Below are 17,396 nucleotides of genomic sequence, written 5' to 3'. Positions count from 1 at the left end.
TTGCCTGCACCCAAGGGGCTGGGGAGGAGGAGTCCCCTGCAAGAATCGCGCGTCAGTCGTCTGCCGGCGGCGTGCTTTCCGTGTCATGCGGCAGCCGAATGGATAAGGTGGCGCCGCCGCCGGGGGTGTCCTCGAGCCGAACGCTTCCATCATGCTGCGCAACCAGCGCCGCGACAATGGCCAAGCCAAGGCCGGTACCGCCGGTTTCCCGGTAGCGTGAGGAGTCTGCCCGGTAAAAGCGCTCGAAGACCCTCGCGGCGTCTTCCTCGGAGATGCCGGGACCGTGGTCGCGTACCTCGATCACCGAATCGCTTCGGCCATGGATCACGGGAGCGACGCCCACGGCAACCTCGATCGGCGACCCTTCGGGCGTATACCGCAGGGCGTTGGTCATCAGGTTTGCGACGACCTGGCGGAGGCGGGCCTCGTCACCGACTGTCGGGGCATGACGCGCCGGTCCACCGTCGAGGCCGATCACGCGGATAGTGCGTTCCGGTGCGATGGCTCGGGCGTCCATGGCGGCATCGTTTCCCAGCACCAGCAGGTCTAGCGGTTGGGACTCGAGGGGCCGCTGCTCGTCGATGCGCGCCAGGGTGAGCAGATCCTCGACCAATTGGCCCATCCGCTTGGCTTCGCTCTCGATACGGCCCATGGCGGCCTTGACGTCGTCGTCGTTCTGGAGGGCACCGTGACGGTACAGCTCGGAAAATCCGCGAATGGTGACCAGGGGTGTACGAAGTTCATGCGAAGCGTCCGCGACGAAGCGGCGCATTTTCCGTTCTGAATCCATCCGGGCTGCAAACGCAGACTCGATGTGCGCAAGCATGGCGTTCAGGGAGCGGGAGAGCCTGCCCACCTCGGTGGCGGGACGCTCAACCTCGACGCGGCGTGAGAGGTCGCCGGCGGCGATCGCCGCCGCTGTCCGCTCGACGCGGCTCAACGGACGGAACTGCCGGGTAACCGCAAGGTAGGCGACGATCGAGGCGGCGGCAATTGAAAAGAGTCCGACTGTGAAGATGATGCGCCCGGCTTCGGACACTGTCTGGTTCAGGGTAGACATGGGGCTGGCAACAGCCACCGACGTGTTGTCCGCCTGCAGCGGGAACACCATGACGCGCCACTCGCTCTCACCCCTGCTCCCGGGAACCGTGAAGCCCTCCACGTCTCGTTCCTCAACTTCTTCGTGATCGAGTAGAGGAAGTTTTGGAACCTCGTAGAGCGCAGACGAGTGGGTTGCGCGGATAGCGTTTCCGTTGGAGTCGAGCCAGACGCCATAGAAGCGGGAAAGGTCCTGACTGGTGTCACTGCCGATGGTGCCGATGGTGTTGGTCACCAGCTGCGCGTTGGCATCGATGTCCTGGTCCATCTGGACTATGAGACTGTTGCGGAGCAGGGAGATGGTCACGATCCCCGTGATGGCAACCGTGAACACCATGAGCAGGGTCATGATGGCGATGAGTTGCGTGCGGAGGGAGGCAGACTTCCAGCGACGTATCACGGCGGGTACAGAGATGCTTGTTACCGCTTGTCAGCGGTGCGCAGCAGGTAACCGACCCCGCGCTTGGTCTGAATCAGCGCCGCGGCATCCGGGTTCTTGTCGATCTTGCGCCGCAGGTAGGAGATGTAGGACTCCACGATGGAGGCGTCTCCGTTGAAGTCGTACTCCCAGACGTGATCGAGGATCTGCGCTTTGGACAGGACGCGGTTCGGGTTCATCATCAGGTAGCGGAGGAGCTTGAACTCTGTGGGGGAGAGGTCAATGACCTCCCCGCCGCGGCGCACCTCGTGGGCGTCGTCGTCCAGTTCGAGGTCATCGACACGGATGACGGCGCCGTCGTCGTCGTGTGGCTGGGTGCGGCGCAGGACGGCGCGGATACGGGCAACCACCTCGTCGAGGCTGAAGGGCTTGGTCACGTAATCATCACCGCCCACGGTGAGGCCGGTGACTTTGTCATCGGTGTCATCGCGTGCCGTCAGGAAGACCACGGGGAAGTGGCGGCCAGCGGCGCGGAGCCGGCGGGTGACGGTGAAGCCGTCCATGTCCGGCAGCATCACGTCGAGGACGGCGAGGTCTGGATTGTGAGTTTCCGCTGCGGCGAGGGCGTCGCGTCCGTTGGCGGCGGCGACAACATCGAATCCCGCGAACCGCAGGGAAGTGGAGAGCAGTTCCCGGATATTCGGCTCGTCATCGACTACAAGCAGTTTGGCTTCAGGTACTGATTTATTCACGATTCCCAGTATGCTCCCAGCAGCTGGGAGTTGTCTGGATGCTTGCTGTATGCGCGTCGGGTGTCAGGTCTGTGGGATGTCTGCGGCATCCATGATGGTGTAGGCGTAGCCCTGTTCAGCGAGGAACCGCTGACGCTTTGCTGCAAAATCCTGGTCGATGGTGTCACGCGCGACGACGGTATAGAACCGCGCTGCCCTACCGTCACCCTTCGGCCGCAGCAGCCGGCCCAGCCGCTGCGCCTCCTCCTGCCGGGAGCCGAAGGACCCTGACACCTGTATTGCCACTGACGCTTCCGGAAGGTCGATCGAGAAATTAGCGACCTTGGAAACAACTAGGATGTGCAGCTCCCCGGAGCGAAAGGCATTGAACAGGCGCTGGCGTTCCTTGACGGACGTCTCACCTTTGATGACGGGAGCATCGAGCCGCTCACCCAGCTCATCCAGTTGATCGATGTACTGCCCGATCACGAGGAGCTGTTCGCCCTTGTGCGAGGCGACCAGCTTCTCCACGACTGTTGTCTTCGTCTCGGAGGTTGCGCACAGACGGTATTTGTCGCCGTCGTCGGCCATTGCGTAGGCGACCCTCTCATCGCGCGGGAGGTCGACCCGCACCTCAACACAGTCCGCAGGCGCAATGTAGCCCTGCGCTTCGATGTCCTTCCAGGGCGCGTCATAGCGCTTCGGTCCAATGAGGGAGAACACCTCGCCTTCGCGGCCGTCCTCACGCACCAAGGTGGCGGTCAGGCCGAGCCGCCGACGGGCCTGCAGGTCAGCGGTCATGCGGAAGATCGGTGCGGGCAGCAGATGAACCTCGTCATACACAATGAGGCCCCAGTCATTGGCGTCGAGCAGTTCGAGGTGCGGGTAGAGCCCGCCGCGGCGCAGGGTCAGCACCTGGTAGGTCGCGATGGTGACCGGCCGGACCTCCTTGACGGATCCGGAGTACTCGCCGATCTCTTCCTCGGTCAGCGAGGTCCGCTTGAGCAGTTCGTCCTTCCACTGCCGGGCGGAGACGGTGTTCGTCACGAGGATGAGGGTGGTCGTGGAGCTCGTCGCCATGGCCGCGGCGCCCACCAGGGTTTTACCTGCCCCGCAGGGAAGCACAACGACGCCGGACCCGCCCGCCCAGAAGTTCTCCGTGGCCACCTTCTGATAGGGACGCAGCGCCCAGCCGTCTTCGTTGAGCATGATGGGGTGCGGGGTGCCGTCAACATAGCCGGCGAGATCCTCAGCCGGCCACCCGAGTTTGAGCAGGAGCTGCTTCAGCTGCCCGCGCTGGGACGAGTGCACCACCACCGTCTCGCCGTCAATGCGCGGGCCCAGAAGCGGCTCGATCTTCTTCGCGTGCAGGACTTCCTCGAGCACGGGGTAGTCGTTGGTGCGCAGCACGAGGCCGTGCTGGTCATCCTTTTCCAACCGCAGCCGGCCGTAGCGGGACATTGTTTCCTCGACGTCGACGAGGAGCGCGTGCGGCACCGGGAAACGGGAGTACTTCAGCAGCGTATCCAGCACCTGTTCGGCGTCGAGCCCTGCCGCGCGGGCGTTCCACAACCCAAGGGGAGTGAGGCGGTAGCTGTGCACATGCTCCGGCGCGCGCTCCAGTTCGGCGAAAGCGGCAATGGCATGCCGGGCTTCGGTGGCCTGCTCGTGATCCACCTCCAGCAGGATGGTCTTGTCGCTCTGGACGATCAGCGGCCCGTTAGGCATCCGTTGAAGCCCCTTCCACAGTTTCCACATCCATGATCCGATGCACGGAAATTACGCGCTCGGTTTCCTTCTCCGGGTCGAAGACCCGTACACGGCCGGCATGGACCGACAGTGGAACAAACACCTGACGGGTGGAATTCCCTGCGCTGTCCGCAAAGCCCATCCGGACGGCCTGCTTTGTTCGGATCGCAGTCCGCAGCGTTTCAAGGCCGATCATCGCCTCGCTTTCGGCTCCTCCGCCCGTGCCGGGCCGGCCGTTGCCCCGCAGCACCGTCATCTGCGCTTCAAGATCTGTCTCCGTAAGTACCCAGGGGTTGGTCCGTACCGCGGACGACGACGGCGCGGAGCCGGCTGCCGCCCGTAAGGTAACCCGCGGTGCCGCGCCGCCCTCCAAGGCGGGCGAATAGCCGAGCTCACGCAGGGAAGCGGCCAATTCAGCCGGCGTGGCCCGGGCCGTCACGACCGTCGGAGCGAGCCGGGCGAGCCCGAGCGAGGCAGCGGCAGGATCAGAGAGCAGGGCCGTTAGAGCGGCGTCGTCGTCGCTTCGAACGTAGCTGGATGCGGGACCAACGCGCAGGGAGCCGTAACGGGCTGCGGTGTCTTCCACCAGATAGCGCAGCGGTTGTGGGACGTTTGTCGCGGAGTGCTTCTCAAGGAAGGTCAGGATTGCCACGGCGTCCTGCCCGTCGTCGAGCGCCCGGCGCACTGACTGTGCGGAGAACCTGTATACGGTTGCCGGGCCCTGCCCCTCCGCGGATGCCAGCAGCGCCAGCTCGCGCGCCACACCCGGCTCAAGGTAGCCCGGCGCTACCGCGGTCAGGTCCGCCTGCAGCACGAAGTGCGTGAGCGGCTCGGGGAGCGCGTTGCGAAGTGTGGCCGCGGCATCGTCGAACCGGTCCTGGGCGATCGCCGCGCCCAGCCCGGTCAGCGCACCGGATCCCAGCAGGCCGAGGTGGCCCAGCTCCTCGACCATGCCCGGCACCAGCCGCGAAAACCGCCGGCGCAGGCGGGGCTGGTGCCACGTGAGGCGTTCGACGAGGGATGGTGCGTCAAGGACCGGGGCGCGGCCGTCATCGTGCTCTGTCTCGGCCGAGAGCGCGTCCGCGGCTGACAACAGACGACGGCGGACCGCCGGCGCGTCAGTGCGCGTTGCCTCCGAAGACAGCACATTGACCGTACTACCGGTGGGCAGCTGCCCGCCCGCCAGGGAAGGAGCGCGCTCAGCGTCGAGCCACGCTTGCACCAGCCGGAGCCACTGCTCGTGGCGTTCGGCGAGGTGCCAGGATCCACCAGGGGCGGCCATCCAGCGTGAGCTGTCCGGATCCAGCACTATCAAGCGGCCCAGTGCTGCCAGCTCAAGCAGCCAGGCCACCTGGACACGGTCCACCCGCAGGGCATCGGCGAGCCGTCGAATCTCCCGAACGCCCACACCTCCGGTGCGGAGGGTCGCGATTGGCTCCGCCTGCACGCTGGTAAGGAGTTCGGTGACGAGCCTGAGCGTTTCAGCGATGGCCCCGAAGGCGGCGTTGTCCCGAAGGCCGGCGCGGACCGCAGCGAGCTGCGGAACCGGTGGCGAGGCCGGCAGCGAGGGAATGATCATGCCACCACGTGCCGCAATTCCCACTTCCCGCGGAAGCTCGACATGATTGGCGTCGAGACGGATGAGGAGTCCGCGCTCAAGAAGCCACTCAAGGGGCGTCGCCGTGCTTGATGCGCCTGCCTTTGCCGAGCCCACCGGAGAGGCCGCGAGTTTTTCCAGCAGGTCACCCGTTGCGCTGGGAGCCGCCTCCAGCACAGCGTCCCAGGATGTGTCGAGGATCGCCGCGAGGGTAGTTGCGGGATCGGATGCGGACGGACCCGCTGCACCAGGAATCCCGGAAGCGGACAGTAGTTCCAGTCCGGCCGCCATCCGCGCGGCGTACTCCGGGTACTGCTGGGCCAGCAAGGCCAGCGGACGTCCAAGGCCTGCAGGGTAGGGACCAAGCGCTTCGTGAAGGGATTCAAGGGGGAAGTAGGAGCGGCGGCCCCTGGCCGCGGGGCCGGTTCGCAGGAGCGCCACCTCGTGAAGCTGAGTGAGAAAGGGCTCGAGCGTCTTCGCCGTCATCGAGGATATGGACGCCTTGAGGCCTGTGGCTGTGGCACCGACGGCCGCGTCGAGGTTGGTGGTGAGCACTACTGCCTCGAGCACCATGAGCTGCGGAGTATTCAAGCCCTCAAGGGCACGCTGGACGCTTACCCGGGTCGAGGCCCGGGCCGCGAGGGCTGCAAAATCCGGCACCGGCGGCAGGACAACATCCGGGCGCGCGGACATCAGCCTTCGGAGTTCGGCGTCGCTGCGGGAAACAAGGTCCTCGGCAAGAGCACGGATAGCGGACACCGGATTAACGTTACTCGCACCGGGCGGCGGTGAGATGACTGCCGATGTCTGGGCGTGGGCGCCCGTAGGAAATGGGAATCCAGCGGCGACTATAGGGAAAACTCAGCTGCGCCCGCGCCTAAGAACGCTGACAACCACGCTGGCAGCCATCAACAGGAAGCCGAGCGGCAGAAAGAAATAGGCAGCGGTAACAAATCCCGGCCAAGCCTCCGCGCCGGCCCACGCGGAGAAGAGTACCGCCACCAGGGACAGCAGGCCGAGGACCGCGAAGCCGACCGCGGCAATGAGCAGGGCCAGCCGCGCACGCCGGGTGTTGCGGCCGCCGTCATCGTTGGCGGCAGGGACAGAGGAAGGGTTTTGCGACATGATGCTCCTAGCGTACAAGGACGCGGATCGCCCATTTCGCCCGTCAGTGCCGGGTATCCTGTTAAGGCAGACTTTTTCCCTGCGCAGCCCCGGCTGACTGACACCCTTCCGGTTGCCCTCGGTAACCATTGGTGAAGCGCCAACGGCTTGCGCGCAAGTAGTTCGAGAACGAGGTAATTACGTGCCTATCGGCAAGGTCAAATGGTTCGACTCCGAGAAGGGTTTCGGTTTCCTGGCGACGGATGACGGCAAGGAAGTGTTCCTGCATGCCTCGGCGCTTCCGGCCGGCGTGACTGAAGTCAAGGTCGGAACGCGGCTCGAGTTCGGAGTCGCTGACGGACGCAAGGGTCTCCAGGCGCTGTCCGCACGCATTCTTGACGTGCCGCCCTCGGTTGCCAAGGCAACGCGCAAGAACGCTGATGACATGGCCGTGATCACCGAGGATCTGATCCGGCTGCTGGATGATGTGTCCAACGGTTTGCGGCGCGGGCGGTACCCGGACAAGTCGCACTCCGCGAAGGTCGCCGCAGTGCTGCGCGCGGTCGCGGATGATCTGGACGTTTAGCCCGCATGAGTGAAACCCCGGCATCAATGGAAACAGCTGAGGCGGAGCCCGTCGCGACGGCGGCCCCCGCAGCGCCTGCAGCAAAGCGCAGGCCGGTCCGTAAGCCGTCCAGGCCTGACGCTGTGCTGGCTGCGGCGGTGGACGCCGCGCGGAATGGCCTGCTGGAGGTTGCCGGGGAACATGAGGTGGGGGAGCATGTCGGTGCTTTCCCCGATGCCGAGCGGCTCGTGACGCATCGCTTCGCCGCACACGTCCCCGGGTACGAGGGCTGGCACTGGTTCGCAACCCTGGCGCGGGTTCCGCGCAGCAAGGACGCCACGGTCTGTGAAGTAGGGCTGCTGCCCTCCGAAAACGCACTTTTGGCGCCTGACTGGGTGCCCTGGTCTGAACGCGTTCGCCCGGAGGACACAGCGGAGGAAGACTCGGCAGCACCGAAAGCCGTAACGCCGGAAGATGCAACTCCGGAAGATGCAACTTCGGAGGACGCCGCACGGGTTCCGGAGGTTGACGTTGCTGAGACTGACGCCGAGGCCGCCCCTGGAGGCGAATCTCCAGTTGCCTGAGGTGTGGGGGAGCGCGGAAAGGAAGGCTGCCTGATGGGCATGTTCCGATCCCTGCATATCCACAACTACCGGCTCTGGTTCATCGGCGCCCTGATTTCCAACGTGGGCACCTGGATGCAGCGCACAGCCCAGGACTGGCTTGTCTATGACATCCTCACCGATCAGGACGCCGCGGCTATGGGTATTGTCATGGCCTTGCAGTTGGGGCCGCAGCTCTTCATAGCTCCGTGGGCCGGGCTGATCGCTGACTCCGTTGATCGCCGCAAGCTATTGATGGGAACCCAGGCCGCGATGGCGGCGCTCGGCGTAGGGCTGGGCCTCCTCGTGGTGCTCGGCCTGGCGGAGCTGTGGCATGTTTACGCGTTTGCGCTTGCTCTGGGCGTCGTCTCCGCCATTGACGCTCCCGCGCGCCAGGCCTTCGTCTCCGAACTGGTGCGCGATGATTACCTTCCCAACGCGGTGGCCCTGAACAGCGCCTCTTTCAACGGCGCTCGGATGTTCGGTCCCGCAGTTGCGGGTTTACTCACGGTTGCCGTAGGGCCCGGCTGGGTCTTCCTGATCAACGCAGTGACGTTCGGGGCGATGATCTTCGTCCTCGTCACTATCCGTCAAAAAGAACTGCGTGTACTCAACCGCTCGGCGCCCGGTCGCGGGAGGATCCGAGCAGGTTTCCGCTATGTGCAGCAGCGGCCGGATCTCATGATGGTGATGTTCGCAATTTTCGTGGTCGGAACCTTCGGCTTGAACTTCGCCGTCTATATTGCGGCGATGGCACGCACTGAGTTCGGAACAGGCGCGGGAGTCTTCGGCACGCTGTCCTCGATCATGGCGGTGGGTTCCGTGGCGGGGGCGCTGCTTTCGGCGAGGCGGGACCGGCCGCGGCTCAGGTTCGTCTTCGGAGCAGCCGGTGCCTTTGGCTTCGCGTGCCTGCTGGCTGCGCTGGCACCGTCCGTCTGGCTTTTCGGGCTGGCCCTTGTTCCAGTGGGACTCTTCGCGCTGACGCTGATGACCAGCGCCAACGCCTACGTTCAGACCACAACCGTGCAGGAGATGCGCGGCCGGGTCATGGCCCTGTACTTTGCGATCTTCCTGGGCGGGACGCCTATCGGAGCGCCCATCGTCGGTTGGGTGACCAACGCCTACGGGCCGCGGTGGGGACTGGTGGTCGCTGCGGCGTCGGGCTTCGTGGCCGCGGTGGCCGGGCTGGCCTGGGTAGCGCGGTCGCATCACGTGCGGGTCCGTCTCATCCATCCCTCGCCGCGGCGGCTCAAACTGACCCTTGCCGCGACAGCGCGGAATACTGCGGAACGGAACGGCTAGGAACGCTCCACCACGTAGTCAATGCATTCCAGCAGCGCCGATACGTCGGCGGGCTCGATTGCCACGAAGGTGGCGATGCGCAACTGGTTGCGGCCCAGCTTCCGGTACGGTTCGACGTCGACAATCCCGTTTGCGCGGAGGGTCCTGGCTACGGCGGCAGCGTCAACAGTCTCCGCGAAGTCGATCGTCGCGATGACGTTGGAGCGGTGGTCCGGGTTCTGCACAAAGGGCGCGGCAACGGCGGAGGACTCAGCCCAACTGTAGATGCGGCCGGCGGAATCAGCGGTTCGCGCGGCTGCGAAATCCAGCCCGCCGTTGCTGTTGAGCCACTCGATCTGAGCATTGAGTGTCACAAGCGTGGACAGTGCCGGTGTGTTGTAGGTCTGATTCAGGCGTGAGTTGTCGATCGCCGTCTTAAGGTCGAGGAAGTCCGGGATCCAGCGCTTCGAAGCCTTGATCGCCGCTGCCCTTTCGAGTGCAGCGGGGGAAAAGAGGCCAAGCCAGAGTCCGCCGTCGGACGCGAAGTTCTTCTGCGGAGCAAAGTAGTACACGTCAGCCTCTGAGACGTCCACCGACAACCCGCCGGCAGCGGAGGTTGCATCGATGCAGATGAGCGCGCCGTGATCCGCGCCCGCCACCCGCTCGACCGGCGCCGCCACACCGGTTGAGGTTTCGTTCTGCGGCCAGGCATAGAAGTCGATGCCCGGCTCCGCGACGGGCACCGGCCGGGAGCCGGGGTCAGAGGTGATGACCGTTGACTCGCCCAGGAATGGTGCCTTGGACGTCGCCGCTGCGAACTTGGATCCGAACTCACCAAAGGAGAGATGCTGCGCACGCGCTTCAACGAGACCGAAGGAGGCGACATCCCAAAAAGCAGTGGACCCTCCAACACCGAGAATCACTTCGTAGCCTTCCGGGGCGCCGAAGAAGTCCATCAAACCGGCCCGGACCGAACCCACCAGATTCTTGACCGGTGCCTGCCGATGTGAGGTTCCAAGCAGGGCCGTTCCTGCCCGGTTCAGCGCTTCCAGCTGCTCGGGGCGCGTTCTGGAGGGACCCGCACCGAACCGGCCATCCTGCGGCAGCAGCTCGGCGGGGATGCGGATGTCGGCGGGATCGCTCATGGTTACTCCAGGGAGGTTGCTTGCGATGGGGTCGCAGACCATTCTGCCCCAGCACGCTCAGCGCAGATGCATTGTGACCGGCTTCGGATGCGCCCGGATCAGCGGGGCGGGTGACGCTGTGTAAATGGGTTAACCTTGTGGGGCGTAGGGATGACGACGGCGGCCCATCTGTTGGGCACTGCAGGCAGCCGCTGCATCAACGCTCAAACCGCACCAGTGCCAAGGAGCTGAACCCCGCAAATGACGGACCTCATCGACACCACCGAGATGTATCTGCGGACAATCCTTGAACTTGAGGAAGAAAACATCGTTGCGCTGCGTGCCCGGATCGCCGAGCGCCTTCGTCACTCAGGCCCGACGGTCTCGCAGACTGTCGGTCGGATGGAACGTGACGGACTCGTAGTGGTGACCGGCGACCGTCACCTTGAACTGACCGAGCTCGGGCGCCGGCGGGCCACCGAGGTGATGCGCAAGCATCGGCTGGCGGAACGGCTGCTCTCCGATGTCATCGGCCTGGACTGGGCCTACGTCCACGATGAGGCGTGCAGGTGGGAACACGTGATGAGCGAGCGGGTTGAGCGGCGCCTGTATGAGCTGCTGGGCCAGCCGACCGAATCACCCTACGGCAATCCCATCCCTGGCCTTGAGGCCCTGGGCGGTACCCCGTCGGAAGCGTTCACCTTGGGCGTGCGCACGCTTACGGACACGATGGCAAACTACAATGCGGGTTCGATTGTGACCCTTGTCCGGCTGGCCGAACCCATTCAGGTGGATCCCGAACTGCTGACCCAACTGGACGAAGGCGGTCTGCGTCCCGGAGCGCAGATGACCCTGCAGGCAGTGGGAGACTACGTGTCCGTTCGGGTGCCCGGCGTGGAGGGTGCGCTGGAGTTGCCGCCGGAAGTTGCTTCGCATGTTTTTGTGGCGGTTCAGCCGCAGTTCTGAGGCGCCGGACCGGAAGGCTCTGGATTCCCGAAGGATATCCACAGCATGGTTACGAAATGATTACTTTCCGGCGCTCACGGCTATAGTTGGTTCCTGGCGCTGATACTCCAGCGTTACCTGGTTCGCCTGCCTAACCCTGTCAGCGAACGCAGTGTTACACAGATGGACAGGGGCGGAGGACCCACAACCGGTCATGGCATGCCATGGCCTTGGGGTGAAGTTCGGATGCTGCCACACCGCAGGGATCTGAACCGAGTCTTCTCATACTCGAATCCGACAGCTAACTTCGCAGGCAAAAAATGAGAAAGGGTCTCCTTGTCGAACACTGCTTCGGGGCGCCGCCGTGCGAGCACCCCGGTCGCTGAAGCGCGGCCACGCGATGCGCATAGGCGGGAACGAGCTGAGCGCTTGGCACGTCAGGCTGCGGACAACGCAGCAGCGCCGTCCAGCCCGGTGTGCACTGAAATCAACGCTTTCCCGGCGCCGGTTTCCACCTGCCCGGATAATCCGCTGCCCCGCCGTGAAGCCCGCACCGGAACGGTAGCCCCGGTAGTTTCCTTACGCCCCCGTGATGCCCAACGCACCGAACGACGACGCCGCGCAGCCAGCACTCGCCGCGACGTTTCCTTCGCCGGACTCAGCCAGAAGGTTGCCATTGCGGCCGCTGCCTCTGGCATGGTGCTCACGGTTGCGCTGCCCACCACCGCCGCAGTGGTGCCCGCTGAAGCGCAAACCGTGGCTGCTGCAGCTGAGCAGGAAGAACTGCAGCCAGTGCAGGCTGCCGCCGGTGCGGATGTCTCATTTGACCGCGCGGCACTGCACAGCACCTTCGATCCCGATGCGAAGCTTGCCGAGATCGTTTCCGCATCCGGTGGAGACATCGTGACTGCGGAGGCCAAGGGCTCTCTCTCAGCACCCTTGGACCGTATGGTGATGAGCTCCGCTTTCGGAACCAGGATCAGCCCAATCACCGGTGCAGGGGAACTCCACACCGGACAGGACATGAGCGAAGCCTGCGGGACCTCTGTCTTGGCGGCTGCGGCCGGCACCGTCACGTTTGCAGGCTGGCACGCATACGGGGGCGGCAACCGTGTGGTGATCAAGCATGCCAACGGACTGGAAACCACCTACAACCACCTGTCGGCCATGGACGTGGCGGTGGGCCAGATTGTGGAGCGTGGCGACGCGATAGCACGCGTGGGTTCCACAGGCGCCTCAACCGGATGCCACCTGCATTTTGAGGTCCTTGTCGACGGCAAAAACGTCGATCCGCTCGGCTGGCTCTGAGTCATTTTCCGCGCCGGTTGGCCGCGTCGTAATCATGAACACACCGTTCCGTGACCGGAATGTGACATAGCCAGAGAACTGATGTACCGTCTAACTCGTGCCGAATCGCAGGGGGTTCGGCGCACTCGTGCAGATCGCCTAGCTCTGCCACTGTACGAGTTCCGTTCGCAACAATCGCATGGCAGGGGCGGGGGAACCAATTGTGGGCTTCTTCTTGAAGTCCTTGGGGTTAAGTCGCTGGATCTGAGACGATCCGCGGCCGGGTGACTCCCATCCGAATCCGACAGCTCACCTCGCAGGCGTAGGGAGAGGCAATTCAACGTGTCAAATAGCTCTGCGCTGGGGCGCCATCGTGCGGTTCCGGCTCATACAAATTCGCTCGCAGCCATTTCCAGGGCTGTGTCTTCGAACGCAGGTTCCGTAGGACGCCAGGCAGCAGTCATCGTCGCTGCTTCCGGACTCGTCCTCACCGCAGGCCTTCCGGCTCATGGCGCTTCTGACGCCCAGCGCTCGGCCCAGGCAGTCAAGACCCTCAGTGCCGTGGCAGCTCAGCCGGTCAGCGTCAGCGCCGCCGCTGACGCAACCGTCACCTTCGAGCGAGCAGCCGTTGAAGCTGTAGCAGCTCCGGTCGTCGAGGCTGTTGAGCCCGCCCCAGCCGTCACAGTGCAGGCTGAAGCAGTAGTTCAGAATGAAGCAGCTGTGGCCGCTCCGGCCCCGGTCGTTGAGCCCGCCGTCGAGGTTGCGGCAGCTCCCCAGGCAGAGGTTGAGGTAAAGGCTCCCGCCGCTGAGGCTCCGGCTCCCGTCGAGGCGCCCACCTCCAGCGGAATCGGCGCAGCGCTCGTAGGCTCGGCCTACTCGCAGATCGGCGTTGCCCAGGATTGCACCGCCATGGTTGAGAAGGCACTGCGCTCAATCGGCAAGTCGGTCGGGGACATCGCGCCGAGCGATTTCTTCGCTTTCGGCTCAGTCGTTTCCACTCCTGCACCCGGTGACCTCGTTGTCTCCGCAGGTCACGTTGCCATCTACGTAGGTAACGGCCAGGTCATCAGCGGTGGCCTGAACGGTATGAATACCGGGCTGCACAGCCTGTCCGATCTCGCTGGCTCTAGCTTCGTCCGCGTTAGCTAAGAACAGATACCTGGAGCACACACATGACCTCTAACACCCGTGCCATAGCGCGCCACCGCGCCGAAGTGCAGCGTTCAGCCCACCTCTCCTCCATTGCCCGCGCAGTCAGTGACAACGCCGGCGGTGTAGGTCGCCAGGCAGCCGTCATCGCGGCGGCTTCGGGCCTCGTTCTTTCCAGCGGAGTCGCGGCCAACGCTGTGGAGCTGCCCGCGGAGCGCAACACCGTCACCACCACGCTTGAGGTTCAGGGCGCCAAGGCCCCGATTCAGGCCCCGGCGGATGCCAAAATCTCCTTCAACAAGGCTGCCGTCAAGGCAGTGGCGGCGCCCACTGTGGCTGCCCCTGTTGTCGAGGCTGTACCTGTTGTGCAGTCGCAGGCCCAGATCATCGAAGCCGCTCCGGTGGCGGAGACAGCTCCAGTCGCAGAAGCAGCACCCGCCGTCGTAGCGGAGGCCGCTGTCGCCATACAGGCAGCGGCTCCTGTTGCTGCACCGGCTGCTGTCGCCGAGAAGCCCGCGCCCGCAGCTCCCCAGGTCTCCTCGGGTGTAGCCGCCACCATTGCTGCCGCTGCGCAGGGTCAGCTCGGAGTAATCCAGGACTGCACCCGCCTCGCCAGCAACGCCCTTGCCGCTGCCGGCATCAACTTCCATGGATGGCCGGCCGGCTATCTCTCCCTCGGCCGCACGGTCAGCGCCGCGGAAGCTATTCCCGGCGACCTCATCTACTACGCTGACGGTGGCATGGGCGCAGCCCACATCGCTGTATACATCGGTGGAGGGCAGGCCGTTCACGGTGGTTTCAATGGCAACCAGACCGTTGTGGCACCTGCAGAACTCGGCTCCGGCGGTGTTTACATCCGCGTTGGCGGCTGATCTCCCTTACCCTCCCTCGACAAAGCCCTCTGCCTATCAGGCGGAGGGCTTTGTCGTGCGTGGCGATTGACGGATCCTCCCGGCAACGGCTTACTCTTGCACTGTCAATCCGAAGTACCTTCGCCGTAGCTTCAGGGACCTCAGGGATTCAATCCTGCGGCTATGGATGGCAAAGAGGAATGTGCATGCGCACTCTCGTTCTGAATGCTGGATACGAACCACTGGCGGTCGTGACCTTCCGCCGGGCGCTCGTGCTTGTTCTTACGGGCAAGGCCAGCGTCGTCGCAGAAGGGGAGGACCCGGTAGTGGGCCCCAACGAAGTGCTGTCGCGGCCATCAGTCATCCTCCTCAACAGGTATGTGAAGATCCCCTACCGTAGCGGCACCGTCGCGACCCGCCGTGGAGTGCTCCGGCGTGACAACCACCTGTGCGCCTACTGCGGCAAGCCTGCCTCGACCATTGATCACGTTGTTCCGCGATCGCGTGGGGGCGAGGACAGTTGGGAGAATCTGGTGGCCTGCTGCCTACGCTGCAACAACGCCAAGGGTGACAAGACACTGGCCTCGCTGGGTTGGTCCCTGCGAATTGTGCCTACGCCGCCCCGGGGGACGTTCTGGCAGATCCGGGAATTGGAAAAACCGCTGCCGCAGTGGAGCGAATTCCTGCCCGCTGACAACGCCGCGTGAGCAATACACGCGACGGCCGGGGCGCCGGTAGCATTGCCGCCGGTGTCGGTGGCGCCAGCGAGTTGATGTACGACGCCGTTGTGCTCACAGGAGGCAGGTCCTCAAGGCTCGGAGGGGTCGCCAAGTCAACCCTGATCGTCGATGGATTCTCCCTTCTGGAACGAACCTGCAGCGCTCTGAATGAAGCCCGGCGGCTTGTCGTTGTTGGCGGACCGGCGCCCGATCTGCCGCCCCGGGCGGAACTGGTACGGGAAGACCCGCCCTTCGGGGGGCCGGCAGCGGCGGTGAGCGCCGCCGTCGTACATCTGATGACCGATCCCGCGCCCTGGGTGCTTGTGCTTGCGTGCGACATGCCGCGGATCAGCGACGCACTGCCTGCACTCATGCTAGGCGCCGCTGAAACGGGCGCCTCGGTTCTGGCTCACGACGGCGGCAGGGACCAACCGCTTGCCGCACTGTACCGCTGGGCTGACCTGGCCACAGTGGAAAAGCAGGAAGTAAGGAATCTGTCTATGCGCGCGCTCCTTGCTAGGGTGACATGGAGTCCAGTCGAAGTTCCCGCGGGCTCAACCACTGACATTGATACGTGGTCCGATGCCCGGCAGTTCGGGGTGGAGGAGCCAGGCGCGGGCAGATAGCGGAAGGTTCACCATGGAGGATCGGGAACGCCTGCTCAGGCAGTGGAGCGAGAAGCTTCTGGAAACGTTTGAACTCGAGGGCATCGAGGTCGATGTCGATGCCGTTTTGGCGCTGGCCGGTCAGGCGGCGCACTCGGTTGTTCGACCCGCAGCGCCGCTCACCACGTTCATCGCCGGTTATGCAGCCGGAATGGCCGTCGGGATCGGGCAGGCAGACAGCGGAACGGCCATGCGGTCAGCGCTGCGGGCCGCCCATGCGGCGTGCCCGCCCGTCGCCGGGTCGGAAGACCGCCGATGAGCAGTGCAGGGCACGAGTTGAGCTGGCAGGAGGCCCGGCGGCTGGCGTATGAATCGGCATCTCCTAAGCCTGTACAGACCGTGAACCTCGCGGACGCTCTCGGCCAGACCCTTGCTGAACCTGTCGTGGCGCTGCAGCCCATCCCGCACTACGCGTCCTCGGCGATGGACGGTTGGGCGCTCAGCGGTGAGCCGCCGTGGATGCTGATCACACCCGTTCAGGAGGATGAGAGCCCCTGGCACCGGGCACACGAGCACAAGAAGTCCGGCTACGCCACGCTGGAACCCGGTCAGGCCACGTTCATCCTTACAGGCGGCGTGGTGCCCCGAGGGGCTACCGGAATTCTTCGTTCTGAGCACGGAGCCATCCGGGATGGCATGCTCACCCGCAATGACCGTGCCCGCCCCGACGAGCCGCTCGAGAACGAACATATCCGCCCGGCAGGTGAGGAAGCGGCAGAGGGAGCGCAGGCCATAGCTGCCGGTGCGGTGCTCAATCCCGCGCAGATCGCGCTGGCCGCAGTCTGCGGGTATGACACGCTTCCCGTTCTCCGTGCGCCACGGGTGTCCCTGCTGTTGACCGGTGATGAAGTGATCGAGGCAGGGTTGCCCGAGGCGGGCCAGGTTCGCGATACGTTCGGCCCGCAGTTGCCCGGCCTGCTCACCATGCTGGGCGGCCACGTGGATACGGTGGCCCGCGCGCGTGATGATCTGGACGACGTCGTTGCTGCCATCAGCGCCGAGGCCACAGATGAAGTCTCTCTCGCGAGGGCTTCCGGAGACGTCCTGATCAGCACCGGCGGCACCGGTTCCTCGGATGCGGACCACATCCGCCGCGCGCTGGCTGTGCTCGAGGCTGAGCTTCTCATCGACGGCATCGCCATGCGCCCCGGACACCCTACGCTCCTGGCACGGCTGCCGGACGGCCGATTCTTTGTGGGCCTGCCCGGCAACCCGCTCGCCGCGATGATGGCGCTGTTCACGGTGGGAGCACCGCTGTTGGCCGGTCTGCGGGGAGCCGCCTTCCCGGAGTCCCGCTCAGTTCTGGCAGGTGAGGCCTTCAAGCCGCTGGAAGGGCGCACTCGGCTGGTGCCGTACCGCCTGGAGAACGGACGCGCCATGCCCACAGTCCACCACCGTTCGGGCATGCTGCGCGGTCTGGCGGATGCCGACGGCGTCCTCGTTGTACCTGAACATGGTTGTGAGCCGGACGAAAAGGTACCGGCACTCACCCTGCCGTGGTTCAGCTAGCAGCTCCCTCGTTCAGCTGAAACGCGGCAGGGCGGTGCAGG

17 protein-coding genes and 2 riboswitches are annotated in these 17,396 nt (G+C 64.8%); of the genes, 11 read left to right on the top strand and 6 right to left on the bottom strand.

The genetic code is table 11. The features are described 5' to 3' along the window. Positions 1-52 precede the first annotated feature (52 nt). From ABFX19_RS14535 to ABFX19_RS14515, 5 genes are all read right to left on the bottom strand, one after another. The gene (locus ABFX19_RS14535; RefSeq protein WP_277359117.1) at positions 53-1,447 is read right to left on the bottom strand and encodes a sensor histidine kinase; all 1,395 of its coding nucleotides are present in this window, start codon (positions 1,445-1,447) and stop codon (positions 53-55) included. Between the two features lie 71 nt (positions 1,448-1,518). Further along, positions 1,519-2,229, bottom strand: coding sequence for a response regulator transcription factor (locus ABFX19_RS14530; protein ID WP_056550000.1), 711 nt, complete (start codon positions 2,227-2,229; stop codon positions 1,519-1,521). A 63-nt stretch (positions 2,230-2,292) separates the two neighbouring features. Then, positions 2,293-3,936, bottom strand: coding sequence for a DNA repair helicase XPB (locus ABFX19_RS14525; RefSeq protein ID WP_277359118.1), 1,644 nt, complete (start codon positions 3,934-3,936; stop codon positions 2,293-2,295). Then, complete coding sequence (locus ABFX19_RS14520) at positions 3,929-6,313, bottom strand: helicase-associated domain-containing protein (protein ID WP_346028718.1); 2,385 nt, start codon at positions 6,311-6,313, stop codon at positions 3,929-3,931. The genes ABFX19_RS14525 and ABFX19_RS14520 overlap by 8 nt, the downstream gene beginning before the upstream one ends. A 102-nt stretch (positions 6,314-6,415) precedes the next feature. Further along, positions 6,416-6,679 carry a hypothetical protein gene (locus tag ABFX19_RS14515; RefSeq protein ID WP_277358929.1) on the bottom strand — a complete coding sequence of 88 codons (264 nt, stop codon included), beginning with the start codon at positions 6,677-6,679 and terminating at the stop codon, positions 6,416-6,418. Positions 6,680-6,860: 181 nt separating this feature from the next. On the opposite strand from ABFX19_RS14515, the gene ABFX19_RS14510 reads away from it, so the two are divergent. The 3 genes from ABFX19_RS14510 to ABFX19_RS14500 are packed head-to-tail and all read left to right on the top strand — an operon-like array spanning position 6,861 to position 9,127. Continuing rightward, positions 6,861-7,244 carry a cold-shock protein gene (locus ABFX19_RS14510; protein ID WP_277358930.1) on the top strand — a complete coding sequence of 128 codons (384 nt, stop codon included), beginning with the start codon at positions 6,861-6,863 and terminating at the stop codon, positions 7,242-7,244. Between the two features lie 5 nt (positions 7,245-7,249). Next, on the top strand, positions 7,250-7,807 hold the full coding sequence (locus tag ABFX19_RS14505) for a DUF3027 domain-containing protein (protein WP_346028717.1): 558 nt from the start codon (positions 7,250-7,252) through the stop codon (positions 7,805-7,807). 33 nt (positions 7,808-7,840) lie between these two features. Further along, positions 7,841-9,127, top strand: coding sequence for an MFS transporter (locus ABFX19_RS14500; protein ID WP_346028716.1), 1,287 nt, complete (start codon positions 7,841-7,843; stop codon positions 9,125-9,127). Here ABFX19_RS14500 and serC read toward each other — a convergent pair. Next, positions 9,124-10,251 (bottom strand): phosphoserine transaminase, encoded by a 1,128-nt coding sequence (serC, locus tag ABFX19_RS14495; protein WP_346028715.1) that lies wholly within the window; start codon positions 10,249-10,251, stop codon positions 9,124-9,126. The two genes, ABFX19_RS14500 and serC, sit on opposite strands and share 4 nt — an antisense overlap. 240 nt (positions 10,252-10,491) lie before the next feature. Between serC and ABFX19_RS14490 the strand changes: the two genes are divergently transcribed. The 8 genes from ABFX19_RS14490 (at position 10,492) to ABFX19_RS14455 (ending at position 17,355) form a co-directional block, all read left to right on the top strand. Next, positions 10,492-11,196 (top strand): iron-dependent transcriptional repressor DtxR, encoded by a 705-nt coding sequence (locus ABFX19_RS14490; protein WP_346028714.1) that lies wholly within the window; start codon positions 10,492-10,494, stop codon positions 11,194-11,196. A gap of 117 nt (positions 11,197-11,313) precedes the next feature. After that, a riboswitch (cyclic di-AMP (ydaO/yuaA leader) is annotated at positions 11,314-11,507 on the top strand. A 97-nt stretch (positions 11,508-11,604) separates the two neighbouring features. Then, on the top strand, positions 11,605-12,483 hold the full coding sequence (locus ABFX19_RS14485) for a M23 family metallopeptidase (protein WP_277358935.1): 879 nt from the start codon (positions 11,605-11,607) through the stop codon (positions 12,481-12,483). 156 nt (positions 12,484-12,639) lie between these two features. Continuing rightward, positions 12,640-12,799, top strand: a riboswitch (cyclic di-AMP (ydaO/yuaA leader). An 83-nt stretch (positions 12,800-12,882) separates the two neighbouring features. Next, a complete protein-coding gene (locus ABFX19_RS14480; RefSeq protein ID WP_346028713.1) occupies positions 12,883-13,611 on the top strand; it encodes an NlpC/P60 family protein in 729 nt (242 codons plus the stop codon). 23 nt (positions 13,612-13,634) lie between these two features. Further along, positions 13,635-14,483: an NlpC/P60 family protein gene (locus tag ABFX19_RS14475; protein WP_346028712.1), complete on the top strand. Its 849-nt coding sequence runs from the start codon at positions 13,635-13,637 to the stop codon at positions 14,481-14,483. 185 nt (positions 14,484-14,668) lie between these two features. Then, on the top strand, positions 14,669-15,169 hold the full coding sequence (locus ABFX19_RS14470) for an HNH endonuclease (protein ID WP_346028711.1): 501 nt from the start codon (positions 14,669-14,671) through the stop codon (positions 15,167-15,169). Then, complete coding sequence (gene mobA / locus ABFX19_RS14465) at positions 15,166-15,807, top strand: molybdenum cofactor guanylyltransferase (protein ID WP_346028710.1); 642 nt, start codon at positions 15,166-15,168, stop codon at positions 15,805-15,807. Before ABFX19_RS14470 ends, mobA begins: the two co-directional genes overlap by 4 nt. 13 nt (positions 15,808-15,820) lie before the next feature. Continuing rightward, the gene (locus tag ABFX19_RS14460) at positions 15,821-16,105 is read left to right on the top strand and encodes a DUF6457 domain-containing protein (RefSeq protein WP_346028709.1); all 285 of its coding nucleotides are present in this window, start codon (positions 15,821-15,823) and stop codon (positions 16,103-16,105) included. Continuing rightward, positions 16,102-17,355 (top strand): molybdopterin molybdotransferase MoeA, encoded by a 1,254-nt coding sequence (locus tag ABFX19_RS14455; protein ID WP_277358941.1) that lies wholly within the window; start codon positions 16,102-16,104, stop codon positions 17,353-17,355. Before ABFX19_RS14460 ends, ABFX19_RS14455 begins: the two co-directional genes overlap by 4 nt. The last annotated feature ends 41 nt before the right edge of the window (positions 17,356-17,396 follow it).

The organism is Arthrobacter parietis, assembly GCF_039530425.1.
Lineage (GTDB): Bacteria > Actinomycetota > Actinomycetes > Actinomycetales > Micrococcaceae > Arthrobacter_D > Arthrobacter_D parietis.
Note: the sequence above shows the minus strand (reverse complement) of the source record. Positions and strands in the feature narration are given on the sequence as shown.

Excerpts from the sequence above, each read along its gene's own strand:
- ABFX19_RS14515 (WP_277358929.1), bottom strand. The coding sequence starts at position 6,679 with ATGTCGCAAAACCCTTCCTCTGTCCCTGCCGCCAACGATGACGGCGGC.
- ABFX19_RS14490 (WP_346028714.1), top strand. The coding sequence starts at position 10,492 with ATGACGGACCTCATCGACACCACCGAGATGTATCTGCGGACAATCCTT.
- ABFX19_RS14470 (WP_346028711.1), top strand. The coding sequence starts at position 14,669 with ATGCGCACTCTCGTTCTGAATGCTGGATACGAACCACTGGCGGTCGTG.
- ABFX19_RS14455 (WP_277358941.1), top strand. The coding sequence starts at position 16,102 with ATGAGCAGTGCAGGGCACGAGTTGAGCTGGCAGGAGGCCCGGCGGCTG.
- ABFX19_RS14525 (WP_277359118.1), bottom strand. The coding sequence starts at position 3,936 with ATGCCTAACGGGCCGCTGATCGTCCAGAGCGACAAGACCATCCTGCTG.
- ABFX19_RS14460 (WP_346028709.1), top strand. The coding sequence starts at position 15,821 with ATGGAGGATCGGGAACGCCTGCTCAGGCAGTGGAGCGAGAAGCTTCTG.
- serC (WP_346028715.1), bottom strand. The coding sequence starts at position 10,251 with ATGAGCGATCCCGCCGACATCCGCATCCCCGCCGAGCTGCTGCCGCAG.
- ABFX19_RS14500 (WP_346028716.1), top strand. The coding sequence starts at position 7,841 with ATGGGCATGTTCCGATCCCTGCATATCCACAACTACCGGCTCTGGTTC.
- ABFX19_RS14535 (WP_277359117.1), bottom strand. The coding sequence starts at position 1,447 with ATGACCCTGCTCATGGTGTTCACGGTTGCCATCACGGGGATCGTGACC.
- ABFX19_RS14475 (WP_346028712.1), top strand. The coding sequence starts at position 13,635 with ATGACCTCTAACACCCGTGCCATAGCGCGCCACCGCGCCGAAGTGCAG.
- ABFX19_RS14505 (WP_346028717.1), top strand. The coding sequence starts at position 7,250 with ATGAGTGAAACCCCGGCATCAATGGAAACAGCTGAGGCGGAGCCCGTC.